At 71.7% G+C, this 15,574-nt stretch carries 14 protein-coding genes; 2 read left to right on the top strand and 12 right to left on the bottom strand.

The window, feature by feature from the left end; all coding sequences use genetic code 11:
• The first annotated feature begins 130 nt into the window (after positions 1 to 130).
• Positions 131 to 712 carry an alpha/beta hydrolase gene (locus ACWDY5_RS20485; protein ID WP_449723773.1) on the top strand — a complete coding sequence of 194 codons (582 nt, stop codon included), beginning with the start codon at positions 131 to 133 and terminating at the stop codon, positions 710 to 712.
• A 159-nt stretch (positions 713 to 871) separates the two neighbouring features.
• Here ACWDY5_RS20485 and ACWDY5_RS20480 read toward each other — a convergent pair whose 3' ends face one another.
• On the bottom strand, positions 872 to 1,171 hold the full coding sequence (locus ACWDY5_RS20480; protein WP_449723772.1) for a hypothetical protein: 300 nt from the start codon (positions 1,169 to 1,171) through the stop codon (positions 872 to 874).
• A 239-nt stretch (positions 1,172 to 1,410) separates the two neighbouring features.
• On the opposite strand from ACWDY5_RS20480, the gene ACWDY5_RS20475 reads away from it, so the two are divergent.
• Positions 1,411 to 2,082, top strand: a complete 672-nt coding sequence (locus ACWDY5_RS20475) for a GmrSD restriction endonuclease domain-containing protein (protein ID WP_449723771.1) — start codon at positions 1,411 to 1,413, stop codon at positions 2,080 to 2,082.
• A gap of 70 nt (positions 2,083 to 2,152) precedes the next feature.
• Here ACWDY5_RS20475 and ACWDY5_RS20470 read toward each other — a convergent pair whose 3' ends face one another.
• From ACWDY5_RS20470 to ACWDY5_RS20420, 11 genes are all read right to left on the bottom strand, one after another.
• Positions 2,153 to 3,406, bottom strand: coding sequence for an MFS transporter (locus ACWDY5_RS20470; protein ID WP_449723770.1), 1,254 nt, complete (start codon positions 3,404 to 3,406; stop codon positions 2,153 to 2,155).
• A 14-nt stretch (positions 3,407 to 3,420) separates the two neighbouring features.
• A complete protein-coding gene (locus ACWDY5_RS20465; RefSeq protein WP_449723769.1) occupies positions 3,421 to 5,418 on the bottom strand; it encodes a PEP/pyruvate-binding domain-containing protein in 1,998 nt (665 codons plus the stop codon).
• Positions 5,419 to 5,725: 307 nt separating this feature from the next.
• Positions 5,726 to 6,301 carry a nucleotidyltransferase family protein gene (locus ACWDY5_RS20460; protein WP_449723768.1) on the bottom strand — a complete coding sequence of 192 codons (576 nt, stop codon included), beginning with the start codon at positions 6,299 to 6,301 and terminating at the stop codon, positions 5,726 to 5,728.
• Positions 6,302 to 6,325: 24 nt separating this feature from the next.
• On the bottom strand, positions 6,326 to 6,754 hold the full coding sequence (locus ACWDY5_RS20455; protein WP_449723767.1) for a hypothetical protein: 429 nt from the start codon (positions 6,752 to 6,754) through the stop codon (positions 6,326 to 6,328).
• Between the two features lie 85 nt (positions 6,755 to 6,839).
• Positions 6,840 to 7,970 (bottom strand): allantoicase, encoded by a 1,131-nt coding sequence (gene alc / locus ACWDY5_RS20450; protein WP_449723766.1) that lies wholly within the window; start codon positions 7,968 to 7,970, stop codon positions 6,840 to 6,842.
• A gap of 1 nt (position 7,971) precedes the next feature.
• Positions 7,972 to 9,297, bottom strand: a complete 1,326-nt coding sequence (gene allB / locus ACWDY5_RS20445) for an allantoinase AllB (RefSeq protein ID WP_449723765.1) — start codon at positions 9,295 to 9,297, stop codon at positions 7,972 to 7,974.
• A gap of 8 nt (positions 9,298 to 9,305) precedes the next feature.
• Entirely contained in the window at positions 9,306 to 11,531 is a 2,226-nt protein-coding gene (pucD, locus tag ACWDY5_RS20440) for a xanthine dehydrogenase subunit D (protein ID WP_449723764.1), read from the bottom strand.
• Complete coding sequence (locus ACWDY5_RS20435) at positions 11,528 to 12,895, bottom strand: 8-oxoguanine deaminase (protein ID WP_449723763.1); 1,368 nt, start codon at positions 12,893 to 12,895, stop codon at positions 11,528 to 11,530. The genes pucD and ACWDY5_RS20435 overlap by 4 nt, the downstream gene beginning before the upstream one ends.
• The gene (locus tag ACWDY5_RS20430) at positions 12,892 to 13,365 is read right to left on the bottom strand and encodes a (2Fe-2S)-binding protein (protein WP_449723762.1); all 474 of its coding nucleotides are present in this window, start codon (positions 13,363 to 13,365) and stop codon (positions 12,892 to 12,894) included. The genes ACWDY5_RS20435 and ACWDY5_RS20430 overlap by 4 nt, the downstream gene beginning before the upstream one ends.
• Positions 13,356 to 14,228, bottom strand: coding sequence for an FAD binding domain-containing protein (locus tag ACWDY5_RS20425; protein WP_449723761.1), 873 nt, complete (start codon positions 14,226 to 14,228; stop codon positions 13,356 to 13,358). The genes ACWDY5_RS20430 and ACWDY5_RS20425 overlap by 10 nt, the downstream gene beginning before the upstream one ends.
• Positions 14,206 to 15,573 (bottom strand): nucleobase:cation symporter-2 family protein, encoded by a 1,368-nt coding sequence (locus tag ACWDY5_RS20420; RefSeq protein WP_449723760.1) that lies wholly within the window; start codon positions 15,571 to 15,573, stop codon positions 14,206 to 14,208. The genes ACWDY5_RS20425 and ACWDY5_RS20420 overlap by 23 nt, the downstream gene beginning before the upstream one ends.
• Position 15,574: the final 1 nt, after the last annotated feature.

The raw sequence follows: 15,574 nt of genomic DNA, 5'->3' as shown, positions 1-15,574 counted from the left end.
CGCGCCGTTGTGCTGCCCGTTTGGCAGGAACTTCGGGCACACTGGTGTCGTTGAAGCAAACAGAACTGTTCTGTTTGAGGTGGGGGCACCGATGCGGTATCAGGTCGCTGTCGATGGCGGAGCGATCGAGGTGGTGGTTCACCGGCCGGTCTGGCTGGGACCGCTGCCCTGTTACCTGCACCTGCCCAGCGGATATGACAGCCACGGCGAACTCTCCGACCTGGCCACCGAGGCCGGCTGCGCGATCGTCTCGGTCGAGCACCGCCTCGGCTTCGGGCACCCGTTCCCGGTTGCCCTCGAGGACTGCTACTCGGCGCTGATGTGGCTGCTGGACAACGCGGCCCTGCTCGAACTGGACGCCACCCGGCTCGCCGTCGGCGGCGCGCGCGAAGGTGCCGACCTGGCCGCGGCCCTGCCGTTGCTGATCAAGGAACGTGGTGGGCCTGCGATCAGTCTGCAGGTCCTGGAGCTGCCCACGCTGACCCCGGAGCCCGGCGCGGACCTGGCCGGTCTGCCGCCCGCGCTGATCGCGGTGGGTGAGGCGGACGGCGGTCGCGCCGCCGCGGAACGCTACGCCCGGCGGCTCACCAAGGCAGGGGTGCCCAGCACGCTGCACCGGCTCGGACCGGACTCCTTCGCGGCCCTGCCCTGGCGGATCGAGCTGGCCCGCACCCTGCGCGCCGCGCACGTGGCCACCCGGCTGCCTGCCTAGGTCGTGTCCGCACAGCCCCGCCCGCGCTAGCCGCGCCGGTTCGGCCGCTGGCGGCGCGGCCGGAACGCCCGGATACGGCCCGGTATGAGGGCGTCCCGGCCGCACCGTCAGCGGCCGAACCGATCACGACTCCCGCGGGCGGGGCTGTGCGGACACGACCTAGCGGGCGCGGTCCTTGGCGCAGGTCCACAGGCAGAGCAGCTGCATGCTGAAGCCGACCGCGAGCACGATCGCCATGTCGAAGGCCTCGGCGCTGGCCGCGAGCACGGCGAGCGCGGCCACCAGCACCATGACCAGCGCGAGCGCGTGCCGCCGCGGGTGCCAGGACCGGGTGACCGGCGCGGGGCGGGGAACGTGTGCCCGCCGGGGCCGGATGGCCGGGCGAGGCGGGTGGGTGAAGGGCACGGTCGCGGTGCGGCGGACCCGCCGGGCCGGACGCCACTGGAGTTCGACACGCACGCGGTCACGTGCCGGGCTCGGCTCGAGCAGAGCGGTACCTTCGTCAGGACCGCTGGGGCGGGGTGGCGCTGCGTTCACCGGACCGTCGTTTCCTCAATCACCCTGTGGTTGCGTCAACAAACGTTGTCGCATTGTTGCTTTTACGGGTTGACTTTAGTGCCTTTGGGCTAGTTGTCGACCCCGAATGTCGGTACTTGAGTCTCGAAAGTGCGCTAGGTCACGTTCGGATGGGGTGCGGAATGCGGCGTTGGTTCCTGGTCGCGATGGCGGCGGGACTGGCATTCACAGCAGGTTGTACGGCCAAATCTCCGACCGGGGCGCCACCACCGGCGACCTCCGCCCCGCAGCCGGGCGGCGCGCAGCCCGCCGCCGCGGACGCGGCCCGGGCGCGCACCGAGCTCGGCACACTCAAGGTGATCGCCTGGGCGCCGATGAAGGGCTACTCGCGGGAGCGCTTCAAGCACTGGACCACCCAGGGCGAGTCCTGTGACACCAGGGAGTTCGTGCTCCGCCGCGAGGGCGAGGACGTCAAGACGGACAAGGCGTGCAAGGTCATCTCCGGCCGCTGGCGCAGCGTCTACGACGACAAGGTGATGACTGGCCCGGAACAGCTGGACATCGACCACACCGTGCCGCTGGCCAACGCCTGGCGCACCGGCGCGGCGGACTGGAGCGACGAGCGCCGTTCGGAGTTCGCCAACGACACCCGCAACCCCCAGCTGATCGCGGTCTCCGCCACCAGCAACCGCTCCAAGGGCGACCAGGACCCCTCCCAGTGGAAGCCCCCGGCCCAAGGAGTCTGGTGCACCTACGCGGTGCACTGGATCCGGGTCAAAGCGGTCTACGCCCTCGGCGTGACCGAGGCCGAGCGCGGTGCGCTGACCGACATGCTCGGCCACTGCCCGAAGTAGCTCGAAGTACAGGGAAGCCGCGTTCGTCGCCCCTGCGCGGCGAACGCGGCTTCCCCTGTCGCGAGCCCGGTCAGCCGATGCTGCCCGTTCCCGCGTTCAGGCGGCGACGGGTCACCGGCACCAGCACGGCCAAGACGGCCATGAGTGCCAGCGATCCCGCCGCGGAGTACAGGAGGAACTCGCCCAGCGCGCCCCGGTTGAGGAAGCTGCCCAGTACCAGGGCGACCACGGCGCAGACGGCGCGGTCGATGATGGACTCGATGGACAGCAGGGTGGCGCGGTAGGGGGTTTCCGGAATGGCGTCGTTGATGAGCTGGCGCTGGATCGGGAAGGCGAACCCGCCGGCCAGTGCGAAGACGCAGAGCAGGGCGATGGTGCCGGGGATGCCGGCGAAGACGGTGGCGGCCAGGGTCAGGGCCATCACGATGGTGATCAGGAAGACGGCCTTGGTGTCGCTGAGGAAGCGGCGCAGCACGCCGGGGCGCAGGGAGCCCAGGGCCTCGAAGGCGGTCATCGCGGCGAGCACGGCGCCATGGGAGATCACCGGGAGCTGTTTGTCCAGCAGGATGGGCTGGAACAGGTTGACCTGGCAGATGCGGACCAGGGTGAAGATGGCCACGCCCTGCACGATCAGCAGCTGGAGCACCGGGGCCTCGCGCAGCACGGACAGCGCCTTGCGCATGGTGGCCAGTGGCGAGTGCGCGACCGGCTCCGCGTCCACAGTGGACGGTGGCAGGGCGGGCAGCCGGTAGGCGATCAGCACGGCGACCGCGGCGCTGATCGCGGTGATCCAGTACGGCGAGGGCAGGTGCCAGGCCATCAGCAGGCCGACCGCGGGCCAGGCGGCGATCCGGCCGATCAGGCTGTAGAACCGGGCGCTGCCCTCGGACTGTTTGTACGCGGCGCTGTCGCCGGTGCGCTGCAGGAAGGTGTACAGGTAGGCGCTGGTGGCCACGATGGTCAGCGAGCGGGCCACCGCGATCAGCAGGAAGTGCGCCAGGAAGCCCCAGTAGGACGGCGCGGCGACCACCAACAGGTTGCTGGCCACCAGGATCGCCGAGCCGGCCAGCATCGAGTTCCGGTAGCCGAGGCGGTCGGAGATCATCCCGGTGGGCACGGCGAGCAGGCAGAACGCCACGTAGTAGATGCTCTGGATGCCCAGGATCTCGGCCGCGGACAGGCCGAAGCGGCGCTGGTACTCGTAGAAGATCGGCGTCCACAGCAGCAGCGTGAAGAAGAACTGGAAGCCGATGGACAGCCGGATGACCCGCTTGGCGGCGTCGGACACCGGTGTCCTTGGCGCGCGGGAGAGCAGCAGTGGCATGGGTTTTCCCGCGCTCAGACCGAGTAGGGGCGCAGTTGGAGGATGTGCACGCGTTCGGCGCTGGTGACCCACTCGATGTCCACCGGCGCGGCGAAGGTGTAGTCCGGGGAGAAGTGCGACTGGAGCAACCTGCCTGCCAGCGCGAGCTTCTGCAGCATGGCCTGGATGGGCTCGGGCAGGTCTTGCCCGGCATCGCCAAGGGACAGCGTGCGGCCGCCGCCCTCGACCGTGCTGTACAGGTACTGCATCGGCAGCACCGTGCCCGAGACCACGTCGGTGACCTGCGGCGAGACGTTGACGTAGACGTTGCGGAAGTCGTTGCGCGCCATGGGGTTGGTGGTGACCAGCACGCCGCCGACCGGGGCGTCCACCTGCTCCTGCACGATCACGCCCATGTAGCAGTCATCCAGCGAGATGCCTGCCTGCTGGCGCAGCCGGACGCTGCGCGGGGAGACCAGCGAGGCCCAGACCAGCTTGATGCTGTCCAAGATCGCCTCGGCGGTGCTGACGTGGTTGACCGACTCGTAGATGCCCGCGGCGGAGAAGCCGTCCAGGTCCTCGGCGTTGGAGGAGCTGCGGACCACGAAGGTGCGCACGCCGCCGAGCTGTTCCACGATCGCGGAGTCGATCTCCTGCCGGATGTCTTCCGGCATGCGGGCGCCGCGGATCAGCTTCTGCAGCGCCAGGCTCAGCGGTTCGACCTCGGGCGCGTCCAGCTCCAGGGCCATCTTCAGCTTGCCGATGGTCTGCTGGATGCGCGCGGAGGACTCCAAGAACCGCTGCTGCACGGCGAACGGGATGGCGATGCCGCGCGGGATGCGCACGTTCTCCCGCAGGAACTGCCAGGCCGCGGTGGCGAGCTTGTCGTCGGCCGGCACGTCCAGGTTGCGGGCCAGGTAGCTGAGCAGGTTCGGCCGGGGCGGGCGCGGCACCTGGTAGAAGCCGAGCAGCCGGTCCGAGCCGTGGTCCAGCACGTGCCGCAGCTCGCCGAGGTTGGCCGCCTTGGTGCCGTAGCGGTGCCGGTCGGTGGCGCGCAGCTTGTGCATGTCCAGGATCGGCGTGCGCTCGGTCTCCGGCTCCTCCAAGGTGATCTGCTGCGCGCGCCAGGCGGGCGGCGCGGCCAGGTCAGCAGGGGCCTCGGTGCGGGACAACGAGATCTCGGTGCCGCCGGACTCCACCTGGTACTCGACCCATTGCCCGTCAAGGCCTTCCGCCTCGATGCGCTCCAGCACGCCGAGCTGGATGGCGTTGGGGATCTTCCAGCCGGAGGCGAGCACGTTGGTGTGCGACAACGGAGTGGTGTGCTGGGCGTTGATGATCCCGGCCAGCCGGGGGATGTCGTCGGGCACCCGGTCCATCACGATGATGTCGAACCACTCCAGGGTGTTCGCCGCGGCGGCGTAGTCCTTGCCCGTGGCGAAGGCGCGCAGGCGGCCGGTGGCCGAACCCGGGTTCAGCGGCACAAAACGGGTGGAGGCGAACAGCTCGTGCGCGGTCACCCTGGGCAGCTCGGCAGGCGGAATGCCGTCCAAGAACCGTTCCTGGAGGTGCGTGGCGGGCTTGAACACCAGCGGCACCGAGGGGTCGACCCATTCCCGGACGAAGCCGTAGAAGAAGCGGATCATCTCCGCGGACATGGTGTCCACCTCGACGGTCTCCAGCGAGATGAACTTGCGCTCGGCGCCGCCGTCGTGGCCGGATCGCTTGTGCAGGGCCAGGATGCCGAGGTAGAAGCGGCGGTCCGGGTCGTGGTAGACGCTGTCGTTGAAGGAGTTGACGTTGGCCGCCAGCTCGTCGAAGTCCATGCCCAGGATGTCCAGGCCGACGTACTGGACGTGGAACTCCCGGTGCGCGTTGTTGATGAAGTGGATGACGCCCTGTTCCCGATCGACCACCAACTTGACGAACGGCTGTCCGGCGAGCATGCCGGAGAGCTGGTCGAAAGCCGCCAGGGACAGCTTCTCGCCGATGATGGCGTGAACCAGGTCCGAGTCGGTCGGGGCCGCGGGCACGGGTCCTCTTCTTTCCGGGGGAGTCGGGGCGTGCCGGGACGGCGGCAGCGAACCAGGGGGAGAACAGCGGGTGAAGCTAGCAGGTTCTGACAAACCGGTCAGGTAGCCCGAATGGCCCTCTGGTAGGTCATTCGGATGACCTCGGCAATCGTCATACCATTCCTGCCATGTGGGAACGGCGGGTGCTTTCCCTGGCTGCGACGGAGTCCGGCTGTTCGGCACTCCCAGTCATTGAGAGGCTGATCTTGGGCGTGACCCGGCCCTGCCGCTGAGTGCTGTTGGACACAGTGCGCGGGACAACACCCGTTCAGCCCAACGGGTTTCGAGTGTCCACATCGGACCCTTCGGCCACGTCGTCACATGGTATGGGCAGCGGTGGGTGCGCGGCGAGGTAGGCCCTGGCCCCGGCGTCGCCGGTGGCCGAGGCGGCGGCCCCGGCCCAGTGCGCGCGGCCGAGCAGCACCGGGTGGCCGCGGCGGCCGTGGAAGGTGGCGGCGGCCAGCGCGGTCGGCGAGGCGTGTGCGAGCACGCGGCGGACGGCCTCGGCGGTGATGCCGGGCATGTCGACCGGGAGCACCACCACGGCGTCGGCGTCCTCGGGCAGCGCGGCGAGTCCGGCCCGCAGCGAGGAGCCCATGCCGGTGGGCCAGTCGGGGTTGCGGACCGGGGTGACGCCGGTGAGGCGGGCTCTGGCCAGCACCTCGTCCGCGGCGGCGCCGAGCACGGCGAGCACCGGGTGGCAGCCCGCTTCGGCGAGCACGGTGGTGGCGCGGTCGACGAACAGCGTGCCGTCGAGCTCGGCGAGGGCCTTGGGTCCGCCGTAGCGGCGGCCCGCGCCCGCGGCGAGCACAAGCCCGGCGACCCTGGGCGGCGGAGCGGCCATGGCCGGACCCTACCGCCGGGGCCGTCAGGCGGTGCGCTCGGCGAGGTAGAGCATGAAGGCCAGCCAGGCCAGCAGGACGGTGGCGCCGACCAGCAGCGCGCCCAGGGAGACTGAGCGGGCCGAGACGGCGCGGTCGGGGGCCTCGGGCAGGTAGAGCAACTGAACCGACTCGCCGACGCTGTGGTCGCCGCGGATCTCGGTGACGTGCTCGACGCCGCGCCCGTCCCGGTAGGCGACCGTGGCGTAGTGCTCGACCCTGGTCACCCATTCGGGGCCGACGCCGGGGTTGCGGTCCTCGTACAGCTGGGTGCGGCTGCTCAGCACGGTGGCGCTGGCGTTCACGCCCTGGGTGCGCCAGTGCAGCGTGCGCAGCAGCAGGATCGCCAGCACCACGCTGACCAGGAGGATCAGGGCGCCGGGTAGCCACTCCCAGTGCAAGTCGCCCGGTGTCATGCGCGGAAGCATCGTCGGGGTCGGGATGCCGGTCAACGGCGTGTGATGACTCCGTGACGGGTTGCTTGCCTGGCTGGAATATTTGTCAGGACGGCGTGATGAAGGTGTCCACGCCGAGTTCGCGCAGCTCAGCGGGCAGTTCGGTGGACGGGCGGGCCGCGGTCAGCGTTCGGCAATCGTTCTCCGGCAGGCCGTGTGCGGCGAGCAGGGCCTCGGCCGCGCCGGGGGTGAGCGCGTTGAACCAGCGCAGGGCCAGCTCGTGCCGGCCCGGGGTGGTCAGCGGGCCCCAGACGCGCAGCCTGCCCACGCCGCCGTCGGGGTGGATGTCCAGGCGGACCTCGGTGACCGGGCGGGGTTCGGCGAGGCGGAAGCGGTGGCCGGTGTCGGGCAGCAGCGGGGTCTCCGGCAGCAGCGGGGTCCACTCCCCGCCGGGGACGCGGCCCCAGATCGCGGCGCTGCCGGGGCTGTTGCCCTTGTAGTGCAGGGTGCTCAGGTCGATCACCCTGGGCAGTGCCTCGGCGGTCAGCCGGATCACCGCCCAGTCGTGGCCGGGGCCGCGGCGGCGGGCGGTTTCCCAGCCGTCGCTCATGAACCGGGACTCGCCGGGTTGCAGCATGTTGTCCGGTGGGGAGAAGAAGCCGTCGCTGGCCTCGACCGTGCGGCCGCCGTTGGCCAGAGCGGCCAGGTCCAGCGGCACGCCGATGAGCTCGCGCGGATCGGGCAGGGGCTCGCCGTGCACACGCAGCCGGGCCACGCCGCCGTCGGGGTGGATGGTCAGCCGGATGTGCGTGATGCGCAGCGGGGTGGCCACCGCGAAGGTGTTGTGGGTGTGACCCAGCAGCGGACTGCGCGGCACCAGCTCGACCCACTCGGCGGCGGCCAGCTCAGCGGGGCCGGGGTAGCCGTCCAGGGCCGCGCCGTGCACGGTGGCCTGTTCCGGGAAGTTGCCCTTGAAGAAGCTGGTGTCCACGGTGACCGAGCGCGGGATGCCGGGCACGCCGAGCCGGATGACCACCCAGTCCTCGCCGGGCACGCCGCGCCGCCGCCTGGTCTCCCAGCCGTCGTACTCCTGGCCCTTGGGGGTGAAGGTGTGCGGCCGGAACACCGGCGGCTCCGGCTTGATCAGGTTCTCCTTCTCGGCGAAGAACTCGTCGTTGGCGGCCAGCACCGAGCCGCCCAGGTTGCGGGCGGCCAGGTCGGGCAGGGCGGTGTCCATGTCAGCCTCCGTCGCGCCGCAGCAGCTCGCCGTGGGGTTGTGCGCCGATCTCCTTGCCGCGCAACCAGGTCCGGTGCACCACGCCGGTCAGCTCCCGTCCGGCGTACGGGGTGATCGGGTGCCGGTGGCGCAGTTCCCCTGGTGTCACGGTGAACCGCTCGTCGGCGGCGAAGGCGACGAGGTCGGCGTCGCCGCCCACCGCGATGCGGCCCTTGTGGGACAGGCCGACCAGGTCGGCGGGGCGTTCGGCCAGCCAGCGCACCACCTCGGCCAGCGGGCGGCCGCGGGCGCGGGCCGCGGTCCACAGCACCGGCAGGCCGAGCTGGAGCGAGGACACCCCGCCCCAGGCCTGGCCGAAGTCGCCGTCGCCCCGGCTCTTCAGGTCGGGGGTGCAGGGGGAGTGGTCGGAGACGACGCAGTCGATCACCCCGTCGGCCAGGCCGGTCCACAGCTGGTCCTGGTTGGCCGCGTCCCGGATCGGCGGGCAGCACTTGAACTCGGTGGCGCCGTCGGGCACGGACTCGGCGGTCAGGGTGAGGTAGTGCGGGCAGGTCTCCGCGCTCAGCCGGACCCCTGCCGCCTTGGCTTCGGCCACAATGGACAGTGCCTCGGCCGAGGACAGGTGCAGCACGTGCGCCCTGGCGCCGATGCCGGCGGCGATGGCGGCCAGCCTGGCGATGGCGGTGTTCTCCGCGCTGGTCGGCCGGGAGGCCAGGAAACCCTGGTAGCCCTTGCCTTCGGCCGCCGGTGCGGCGGCCAGCTCCTCGCTGTCCTCGGCGTGCACCACCAGCAGCGCGTCCAGCTCGACCAGCTGGTGCAGGGCCTGGTCGATCTCCGGCCAGGACAGCGGCGGGAACTCGGGCACGCCGGAGTCGACGGTGAAGCACTTGAAGCCGAACACGCCCTCTGCGTGCAGCGCGGGCAGCTCGTGCAGCTTGCCAGGGATCGCGCCGCCCCAGAAGCCGACGTCGACGAAGCAGCGGCCTCGCGCCGCTTGGCGTTTGAGGTTCAGCGCGGCCACGTCCACGGTGGGCGGCAGCGAGTTCAGCGGCATGTCGATGATGGTGGTGACGCCACCGGCCGCGGCGGCGGCGGTCGCGGTGGCGAAGCCCTCCCACTCGGTCCGGCCGGGCTCGTTGACGTGCACGTGCGTGTCCACCAGGCCGGGTAACAGGGCCAGCTCGCCGAGGTCGATGTCGACTTCGGCAGGCAGTTCGGCATCGACCGCCGCGACCGCGACGATTCGTCCATTGTGGACAGCGGTCGCGGCCGGTCGCTCGCCGTCGGGCAGGCAGGTTCGCCGGGAGCGCAGCACTAGGTCGTACACAGGGCTCCCTAGGTTCCGGTGAGGTGTTCTGGGCGGACGGGGACGCGGTCCAGGGGCAGGCCGCTGGCGGCGCGGATGGCGGCGGCGATGGCCGGGGTGACCGAGATGGTCGGTGGCTCGCCGACGCCGCGCAGGCCGTAGGGGGCGTGCGGGTCGGCCAGTTCCAGGACGTCGATCACCATCGGTGGCATGTCCAGGATGGTCGGGATGAGGTAGTCGGTGAAGGAGGGGTTGCGGATCAGGCCGTCCTGGGTCTGGATCTCCTCCATCACGGCCAGGCCGAGGCCCTGGGCGGAGCCGCCCTGGATCTGGCCGAGCACCGCGTCCGGGTTGAGCGCCTTGCCCACGTCCTGGGCGCAGGCCAGCTCGACCACCTTGACCAGGCCCAGCTCCACGTCCACGTCGACCACGGCGCGGTGCGCGGCGAAGGCGTACTGCACATGCGCGTTGCCCTGACCGCTTAACGGATCCAGCGTTTCGGTGGGCCGGTGCCGCCACTCCACGGTCTCCTCGATCACCGCCTGGCCGAGCACCTCGGCGATCTCCTCGGGTGTCAGCGGCCACCGGTCTCCGCTCAGTGCCAGCAGTTTCGCCCGGACCGCCTCGCAGGCGGCCTTGGCCGCGCCGCCGGTGACGTAGCTCTGCCGGGAGGCCGAGGTGGAGCCCGCGCTGCCGATGGAGGTGTCCGCGGGCGCGATGGTGACCTGCTGGACGCCGAGCTCGGTGCGGGCGATCTGGCCGAGCAGGGTGACCAGGCCCTGGCCGACCTCGGCGGCGGCGGTGTGCACCAGCGCGACCGGTTCGCCGCCGAGCACCGACAGCCGGACCCTGGCGGTGGAGTAGTCGTCGAAACCCTCGGAGAAGCAGACGTTCTTGACCCCGACGCCGTAGCCGACCCCGCGCCGCACGCCCTCGCCGTGCGTGGTGTTGGCCGCGCCGCCGGGCAGGTCCAGGATGTCCCGCGCACCGTCCACTGTGGGCAGTGGCTTCTCCTTGACCAGGCGGAGCAGCTCGGCGACCGGGGCGGCGGAGTCGATGACCTGGCCGGTGGGCATCACGCTGCCCTCGGCCACCGCGTTGCGGATGCGCAGCTCCACCGGGTCCAGCTCCAGCGCGGCGGCCAGCTTGTCCATCTGGGACTCGTAGCCGAAGCAGGCCTGCACCGCGCCGAAGCCGCGCATCGCGCCGCAGGGCGGGTTGTTGGTGTAGACGCCGTAGCCGTCCAGCACCACGTTGGGCACCTCGTACGGGCCGACGCCCAGCGTGGTCGCGTTGGCCACCACCGCGGCGGTGGTGGAGGCGTAGGCGCCGCCGTCGAGGTAGAGCCTGGCCTTGACGTAAACCAGCTTCCCGTCCCTGGTCGCGCCGTGCTCGTAGTGCATCCGGGCCGGGTGCCGGTGCACGTGGCCGAAGAAGCTCTCCTCGCGGTTGTAGACCATCTTCACCGGACGGCCGGTGTGCAGCGCGAGCAGACAGGCGTGCACCTGCATGGACAGGTCCTCGCGGGCGCCGAACGCGCCGCCCACCCCGGCCAGCGTGATGCGCACCCGATCCGTTGGCAGGCCAAGGGCTTGGGCTACCTGGCCCTGGTCCACGTGCAGCCACTGGGTGGCCACGTACAGCTCGACCCCGCCGTCCTCGGCCGGCACCGCGAGCCCGGACTCCGGGCCGAGGAATGCCTGGTCCTGCATGCCCACCTGGTAGACCCCGGAGACCACGACCTCGGCTTCGGCATCGGGGTCGCCGCGCCGGATCGGCACGTGCCGGACCAGGTTTCCGCTCTCGTGCAAGGGATTCCGCTGGGGTTCGTGCGCGGCCAGCTCGGCGTCGACCACCGGTTCCAGGACCTCGTAGCCGACCGCGATCCGGTCCATCGCCCGGCGCGCGGTCTCCGGGTGGTCGGCGGCCACGATCGCGATCGCCTCACCCTGGTAGCGCACCCGGTCCACCGCGAGCACCGGCTGGTCCACGTGCTCCAGTCCAAAAGCGTTGCGGCCGGGGACATCGGTGTGGGTGAGCACCGCGTGCACGCCGGGCACCGCGAGGGCGGCGGCGATGTCCACGCTGGTGATCCGGGCGTGCGCGTGCGGGCTGCGCAGGGTGGCGCCCCACAGCATGTCGGCGGCCCACAGGTCGGAGGAGTAGGCGAACTCGCCCTTGACCTTCAGGTTCCCGTCCGGCCGCGGCGGCGACTGGCCGATGCCGCCGGTGACGGAGACCTCGCTCCTGGTCATCGGGCCACCTCCAGGTGCGCGCGCAGCTGGCGGCTGGCCGAGCGCAGGTCACCGGCCAGCTCGGCCTCCTCCGCGGTGCGCAGCTCGCCGTCGACGACCACACTGCGGCCGCCGACCAGCAGCCGGGCCAGCGGCGGCAGCGAGGCGAACACCAGCGCGGCAACGGGATCGGCGATCCCGGCGTGGCCGAGTCCGTCGATCCGCCACACCGCCAGGTCGGCCAGCTTGCCCACCTCGATGGAGCCGATCTCGTGCGCCCGGCCGAGGCAGCGCGCCCCGCCCATGGTGCCCAGCCACAGCGACTGCCGCGCGGTCAGCGCTGCCGGGCCGCCGCGCTGCCGGGCCTGGTACAGCGCCTGGCGCAGCTCGTCGCCGAGGCCGCCGCCCTCGTTGGAGGCCGCGCCGTCCGCGCCGAGCCCGACCGGCGCGCCCGCGCCGAGCAGGTCGATGACCCGGCAGGTGCCCGCGCCGACCCTGGCGTTGGAGCTGGGGCAGTGCGCCACCCCGGTGCCGGACGCGCCGAGCCGCGCGATTTCGGAGTCGGAGAAGTGGATGCCGTGCGCGAACCACACGTCCTCGCCGAGCCAGCCGAGCGATTCGGCGTACTCCAGCGGCGTGCAGCCCAGCTCGGCCAGGCACTTCTGCTCTTCTTCCACCGTCTCGGCCAGGTGGGTGTGCAGCCGGACACCCTTGTGCCGGGCCAGTTCCGCGGCCTCGCGCATCAGCCGCTCGCTCACCGAGAACGGCGAACAGGGGCCGACCGCGATCCGGATCTGGGCGTCGAAGGAGGTGTCGTGGTGGGTGTCGATGGCGGCCTCGGTGGCGGCCAGCGCGGCGTCGGTGTCCTCCACGATGTGATCCGGCGGCAGCCCGCCCTGGGACTCGCCGCGGTCCATCGAGCCACGCACCGCGTGCAGCCGCACCCCGATCCGCCTGGCCGAGGAGATCACCGCGTCCAGCTGGTCGCCGCCGGTGCGCGGGTACACGTAGTGGTGGTCAGCGGCGGTGGTGCAGCCGGTGCGGGCCAGCCAGGCCAGGCCGGCGCTGGCCGCGGCGTGCGTGACCGAGGCGTCCAGCCTGGCCCAGATCGGGTACAGCTCGACCAGCCAGCCGAACAGGTTCTCCTGCTGCGCCAGGCCGCGGGTGGCCCACTGGTACAGGTGGTGGTGGGTGTTGACCAGGCCGGGGGTGACCAGGCAGCCATGCGCGTCGATGTACTCGGAGGTGTGCTCGGCCAGCGGGGCCGGGCCCGCGCCGACCGCGGTGATGATGCCGTTCTCCACCACCACGTGCCCGTTCGCGTACTCGGTGCCGCTGCTGTCCACAGTGGACACAGCGGCGTTGTCGATCACGATACGGCTCATCGGGCTTCCTCCCGCCGGGCCGCGGCCAGCCGCACCGCGTCCATGATCTTCTCGTAGCCGGTGCAGCGGCACAGGTTCCCGGCCAGTGCCTCGCGGATCTCCGGGTCGGTCGGCTTGGCGTTGCGGCGCACCAGGTCGTGCGTGGCCACGATCAGACCGGGGGTGCAGAAGCCGCACTGCACGGCCCCCGCCTCCACGAAGGCCTGCTGCACCGGGTCCAGCTCCTCCTCGGTGGCCAGACCCTCCACGGTGCGCACCGCGCGGCCCTCGGCCTGGCCGGCGGCGACCAGGCAGGCGCACACCGGGGTGTCGTCCAGGTACACCGTGCAGGACCCGCATTCGCCTTGCTCACAGGCGTTCTTGGACCCGGGCAGGCCGAGCCGCTCGCGCAGCACGTAGAGCAGGCTCTCGCCGGGCCAGACGTCGTCGGCCTGCCTCGGCTCGCCGTTGACGGTGAGGTTCACGCGCATCGCGACCACCTTCCGGAGCGGTAGTCCTGCCAGGTCCAGGCGAGGGTGCGGCGGGCCAGCACGGCCAGCGCGTGCCGCCGGTAGGCCGCGCTGCCGCGCACGTCGTCGATGGGCGCGGCCGCGGCGGCGACCAGCTCGCCAAAACGGATCAACAGGCCTTCTGACAAGGGTTGTGGCTGGTGCCAGTCCAGCTCACCGGCCAGCAGCGCCTCGGCCTCAGGCGCGCGGCGCGGGGTGGGCGCGGCCGAGCCGATGCCGGTGCCGACCGTGCCGCGGGCCGGGTGCAGGGCCAGTGCGAAGGAGCACACCGCGATCACCATCGCGTTGCGCGTGCCCACCTTCGAGAACTGTTGCGGCCCATCGGCCACCGGCTGCCGCACCGCGCGGATCAGCTCGTCCTCGGCCAGCGCGGCGCGCTTGACGCCGAGGAAGAACTCGCTGACCGGGATGGTCCGGGCGCCGCGCACCGAGGCCACCTCGACCACCGCGTCCGCGGCCAGCAGCGGCGGGTGCGCGTCCCCGGCGGGGGAGGCCGAGCCGAGGTTGCCGCCTACGGTGCCCCGGTTGCGGATCTGCGGCGAGCCCACCGTGCGCGCGGCCATCGCCAGTCCGGGCAGCCGGTCCCGCAGTTCGGTGATGATCCGCTGGTACGGCACGGCCGCGCCCAGCCACACCACACCGTCCACTTCGGACCACTCGGTCAGCTCGGTGATCCGGCCCAGGTCCAGGATCGCCGGTGGCCGCCGCTTGTCGAAGTTCAGCTCGACCATCAGGTCGGTGCCACCGGCGATCGGCACCGCGTCCGGGTGCTCCGCCTTCAGCGACAGGGCTTCCGGCCAGCTAGCCGGTCGGAGGAACTCCATCCACCGCCTCCTCCCGCGCCGGTTCCCGCCGGACGCCGTGGTTGAACAACAGGTTGAGCAGGACCGCCGCCAGGCACCCGGCGCTGATGCCGGACTGCATGACGGTCTTGAACCACACCGGGAACGCCTCGTAGATCCCCGGCACGCCGACCGGGATCAGCCCGATGCCCAGGGACACCGCGACCACGGTGAGGTTGTGGTTGCCCGAGAACGAGACCCGGGACAGCGTGCGCACCCCGCCCGCGGCCACCGTGCCGAACATGGCCACGCCCGCCCCGCCCAGCACCGGCAGCGGGATCGCGGCGACCACCGCGCCCAGCGCGGGCACCAGGCCGAGCAGCACCAGGATGCCGCCCGCGGTGGCCACCACCCACCTGCTGCGCACCCCGGTGAGCGCGACCAGGCCGATGTTCTGGCCGAAAGCGGTGTAGGGGAAGGTGTTCAGCACGCCACCGAGCACGGTGGACGCGCCGTCGGCACGCAGCCCGTCGGCCAGTGTGCGCTGGTCCACCGGCTTGTCCACCAGTTCGCCGATGGCCACGATGCTGCCGCTGGTCTCGATCATGGTCACCGCCATCACGATCAGCATCGCGGTGATCGCGGACAGCTCGAAGGTGGGCAGCCCGAAGTGGAACGGGGTGCTGATGCCCAGTAACGGGGCCTCGGCGACGGCGGCGAAGTTCGCCCGCCCCAACGGGATCGCCACCAGGGTGCCGGCCACGATGCCCAGCAGCACCGCGATCCGGGACCACAGGCCGGGCAGGAACCGTTGTGCGGCCAGGATGACCAGCAGCACGCCGAGGGCCAGCGCCAGGTTGCCCGGCGCGGCGAAGTCCGGCGCGCCGACCCCACCCGCGGCCCAGTTGACCGCCACCGGCAGCAGGGACAGCCCGATCACCAGGATCACCGTGCCGGTCACCACCGGCGGGAAGAACCGCAGCAGACGGCTGAACCAGGGCGCGGCCAGCGTCATGGCCAGCCCGGCCACGATCACCGCGCCGTAGATCGCGGGCAGCCCGCCGCCCTGGGTGCCGATCAGCACCATCGGGCTGACCGCGGCGAAGGTGCAGCCCTGCATCAGCGGCAGCCGCACGCCGAAGCGCCACACCCCGACGCACTGGATCAGGGTGGCGATGCCGCAGACCAGCAGGTCGGCGTTGATCAGGTACGCGATGTCGGCGGCGGGCAGCTTCATCGCCCCGCCCACGATCAGCGGCACGGCGACCGCGCCCGCGTACATGGCCAGCACGTGTTGCAGCCCGAAGGCGAGCAGCCGCCCGGCGGGCAGGACCTCATCGACCGGATGCGCTGGGCTCCCGGTGGCGCGCTTGGTGCGGAATGGCATG

The organism is Crossiella sp. NPDC003009 (assembly GCF_053591555.1).
This window is presented reverse-complemented; position numbering and strand designations above follow the sequence as displayed.

What these genes read in the sequence shown, in the direction of transcription:
- ACWDY5_RS20425 (WP_449723761.1), bottom strand. Translation starts at nt 14,228, where the DNA reads ATGGAGTTCCTCCGACCGGCTAGCTGGCCGGAAGCCCTGTCGCTGAAG.
- ACWDY5_RS20455 (WP_449723767.1), bottom strand. Translation starts at nt 6,754, where the DNA reads ATGACACCGGGCGACTTGCACTGGGAGTGGCTACCCGGCGCCCTGATC.
- pucD (WP_449723764.1), bottom strand. Translation starts at nt 11,531, where the DNA reads ATGACCAGGAGCGAGGTCTCCGTCACCGGCGGCATCGGCCAGTCGCCG.
- ACWDY5_RS20475 (WP_449723771.1), top strand. Translation starts at nt 1,411, where the DNA reads ATGCGGCGTTGGTTCCTGGTCGCGATGGCGGCGGGACTGGCATTCACA.
- ACWDY5_RS20420 (WP_449723760.1), bottom strand. Translation starts at nt 15,573, where the DNA reads ATGCCATTCCGCACCAAGCGCGCCACCGGGAGCCCAGCGCATCCGGTC.
- ACWDY5_RS20470 (WP_449723770.1), bottom strand. Translation starts at nt 3,406, where the DNA reads ATGCCACTGCTGCTCTCCCGCGCGCCAAGGACACCGGTGTCCGACGCC.
- ACWDY5_RS20435 (WP_449723763.1), bottom strand. Translation starts at nt 12,895, where the DNA reads ATGAGCCGTATCGTGATCGACAACGCCGCTGTGTCCACTGTGGACAGC.
- ACWDY5_RS20430 (WP_449723762.1), bottom strand. Translation starts at nt 13,365, where the DNA reads ATGCGCGTGAACCTCACCGTCAACGGCGAGCCGAGGCAGGCCGACGAC.
- alc (WP_449723766.1), bottom strand. Translation starts at nt 7,970, where the DNA reads ATGGACACCGCCCTGCCCGACCTGGCCGCCCGCAACCTGGGCGGCTCG.
- ACWDY5_RS20460 (WP_449723768.1), bottom strand. Translation starts at nt 6,301, where the DNA reads ATGGCCGCTCCGCCGCCCAGGGTCGCCGGGCTTGTGCTCGCCGCGGGC.